The following is a 2,538-nucleotide window of genomic DNA, read 5'->3' on the forward strand; positions in this document are numbered from 1 at the left end:
TCCCCGGCTACGGCATGGCGGTGGCGCAAGCGCAGCAGAACGTGGCTGAACTCACCCGCCGCCTGCGCGCCAAAGGCAAGACCGTCCGTTTTGCCATCCACCCGGTCGCAGGCCGCCTTCCAGGCCACATGAACGTGCTGCTGGCCGAAGCGAAAGTTCCTTACGACATCGTTCTGGAAATGGACGAGATCAACGAGGACTTCCCGGACACCGACGTGGCCATCGTCATCGGCTCCAACGACATCGTCAACCCGGCGGCGCAGGAAGACCCCAACTCGCCCATCGCCGGCATGCCGGTGCTGGAGTGCTGGAAGGCGAAACAGGTCTTTGTCTCCAAACGCGGCCAGGGCACGGGGTACTCCGGTATCGAGAATCCCCTGTTCTTCAAGGACAACACCCGCATGTTCTACGGCGACGCAAAGGCAAGCCTCGACAACCTGCTGACCATGATCAGCTAAGAGAACAGATAACCTGCAAAAGGCGCTCCCACCGGGGCGCCTTTTTTCTTTGGTGCTTCTATCTGGTCAAAAATACTCCGGGGGAGGTCGCAGGCCGGGGGCAGAGTCCTCCTGGATGACCTCTGTATACCGCGGCATTCACATAACGCATTGAAATAACAGTGTTCTTTACATGTTTTTGCACAAGCATTATGGTCCCCAGCATTGCTCCGGAGACCCCAATGCCCCTGATCCAGGATCACCCCTTGCGCTACCAGCTCACGAACGAGCTGCACGCGCGGCCCTTCCCAGCCATGTCCAGCCCCTGCACGGTGGTTTACCTGGCGGTAAAACAGCCGCAGGAAGCGGAGCATCGCGACAGGCAGCAGGACGTCCAGCATCTGACGGACCTTCTGGACCGCCATGGCGCAGCGCATCCTCAGCCGGGGGCGACGCATCACACGGCGCAGATCGGGCGCCACATGGTCAAATGGGAGCAGCATACGGAATTCGTCAGCTACACGGTCTACCGGGACGGCGTCAGCACGCGGGCCTTTGATCCGGCGGATTTCGACGTCTTCCCCGAAGACTGGCTGGCACAGGCGCCGGGGCAGCGGATTACCTCAGCACTGATCCGGGTGGTGCCGCGCACCGCTCCGGCCAGGCTGAAGGCAACCCTGCACGACTGGTTTGTGCCGGAAAGCCTGGCGGTGTCGCCGGTGCTGGATGACAGCGCCGTGGTGGCTGGGGACTTTCGCATTGATCCCGCCGGGCACATGCGGTTTGCCGTGCTGCCGGGCGCGGGGACCGGAAGCCAGCGCATCGGCCGGATTGTGCAGCGGCTGTGCGAGATCGAGACCTACCGGGCGATGGCGATGCTGGGCTTTTCCCGCGCCCGCGGCCTGACACCAACCATCAGTGCGCTGGATACGCATCTCAGCGAGATGATGGTGGAGATGACCAGCGGTACCGTGCCTGCCGAACAGACGCTGTCACAGCTGCTGACAGTGTCCGCAGAACTGGAGGCAATGGCAGCCCGCTCTGCCTTCCGCTTTGGTGCAACGGGGGCTTACGAGGCTTTGGTCAATCAGCGCGTCAGCCTGCTGCGCGAAGGCCGCCACGAGGGCTTTCAGACGCTGGCGGAATTCATGCTGCGGCGGTTTGAGCCGGCCATGCGCACGGTGAAATCGGCAGAGAAACGGCTCGAGACGCTGGCCAACCGAGCGCGCCGGGCAGGGGAGCTGCTGCGAACGCGGGTGGATGTGGAACGCTCGGCACAGAATCAGGCGCTGCTTGCCAGTATGGACCGCCGCGCCGATCTCGCGCTGCGTCTGCAGCACACGGTCGAGGGGCTGTCGGTGGTGGCGGTCAGCTATTACGCGGTCTCGCTGGTGTCCGATTTCTTCCTGCCGCTTGCCGAACGCTACGGGTTGAACAAGAAGCTGCTGATTGCGGCGGTCACTCTGCCGGTTGTTGGTTTGGTGTGGCTGGGGATCCAGCGGATTCGGAAGAAGCTGCATTAAGCAGGGCATTCATGCCGATGCCGCCAAGCGCGATAAAGGCCAGCGCCAGCACAGCGGCCATGCTGAGCGTGGGGATGCCGGCCAGCCCCGCACCCACTGTGCAGCCGCCTGCCAAAACGCCGCCGGTTCCCATCAGCACGGCGCCGGTCAGATAGCGGCCTGTTTGGCGCGGGCTTTCAAAGCTTTGCCATTGGAAGCTGCCGCTCAGCAGCGACGCCGCCAGGGCGCCCAGCAGCACACCGCCGATCAGCCCCGGCCCAAAGCCGGCAGGAATGGAGCTGGAGGCGATCACAAAGAACAATGTGTCCGCAGCCGGAGAGGTGAACGACAGGCTCTCCATTGCGATCGGGTCGAATTCGTCAAACAGCACAAAGCCGGTGCCAACCCAGGCCGCAGGGACCAGCAAGCCGATCAAGGCACCGCCGCCCAGTGTCAGCAAGCGATTTCCCGAACGCAGCGCAACCGCCAACGCGGCAGCGGCGATCATCGCGCTCCACAACAGCGGGCCGCCGGGCAGGGCGGCCAGCGAAACCTGCTCCCCCATCGGCAGCGTGAATGAACCAAGCCCGGTTCGAAGC

The 2,538-nt window shown here is 63.6% G+C and carries 3 protein-coding genes; 2 read left to right on the plus strand and 1 reads right to left on the minus strand.

What is annotated here, in order from left to right:
- The coding region (locus tag A2I95_RS31125) for an NAD(P)(+) transhydrogenase (Re/Si-specific) subunit beta (protein WP_291736042.1) at positions 1-458 on the plus strand (458 nt) is incomplete at its 5' end.
- Positions 459-679: 221 nt separating this feature from the next.
- Positions 680-1,960, plus strand: coding sequence for a DUF3422 family protein (locus A2I95_RS31130; protein WP_291736043.1), 1,281 nt, complete (start codon positions 680-682; stop codon positions 1,958-1,960).
- On the opposite strand, the gene A2I95_RS31135 is transcribed toward A2I95_RS31130, so the two are convergent.
- On the minus strand, positions 1,896-2,538 hold a 643-nt coding region (locus A2I95_RS31135), incomplete at its 5' end, for a YeeE/YedE thiosulfate transporter family protein (RefSeq protein WP_291736045.1). The genes A2I95_RS31130 and A2I95_RS31135 overlap by 65 nt on opposite strands.

It is taken from the genome of Leisingera sp. F5, assembly GCF_001593695.1.

Coding starts and splice junctions, on each gene's coding strand:
- A2I95_RS31130 (WP_291736043.1), top strand. CDS start 680: ATGCCCCTGATCCAGGATCACCCCTTGCGCTACCAGCTCACGAACGAG.